Below are 396 nucleotides of genomic sequence, written 5' to 3'. Positions count from 1 at the left end.
ATATCGTCTGTAATATGAGTTAAGTTAATGATAGTTTCAGATAAACGTTCATGAGGATTGCTAAAGCGCTCAAATTTATCAATAATTTCACCATTATGAACTTTGACAGCTGCCAACTCAATAATTTTATCGTATTGATTAGATAAACCAGTTGTTTCCACGTCAAATACCACATAAGTAGCATCTTTTAATACTCGATCAGTAGGTTTGTAAGCGATAGGCACACCGTCATCAACAAGCATGCCCTCCATTCCGTAAATCATTTTGATACCGTGTTTCTCTGCAGCATTATGTGCATCTGGAAATGCTTGAACGACATTATGATCAGTAACTGCAATAGCTGAATGACCCCACTCAGCAGCTTGTTCAACATAAGAACCAATATTGGGTATACCG

General features: G+C 37.1%; 1 protein-coding gene. It reads right to left on the bottom strand.

The features are described from left to right. On the bottom strand, positions 1-396 hold a 396-nt coding region (locus tag HZY83_RS08205; RefSeq protein ID WP_179943543.1), incomplete at both ends, for an exonuclease domain-containing protein.

The organism is Gemella sp. GH3 (assembly GCF_013415425.1).
Taxonomy (GTDB): Bacteria; Bacillota; Bacilli; order Staphylococcales; family Gemellaceae; genus Gemelliphila.
Note: the sequence above shows the minus strand (reverse complement) of the source record. Positions and strands in the feature narration are given on the sequence as shown.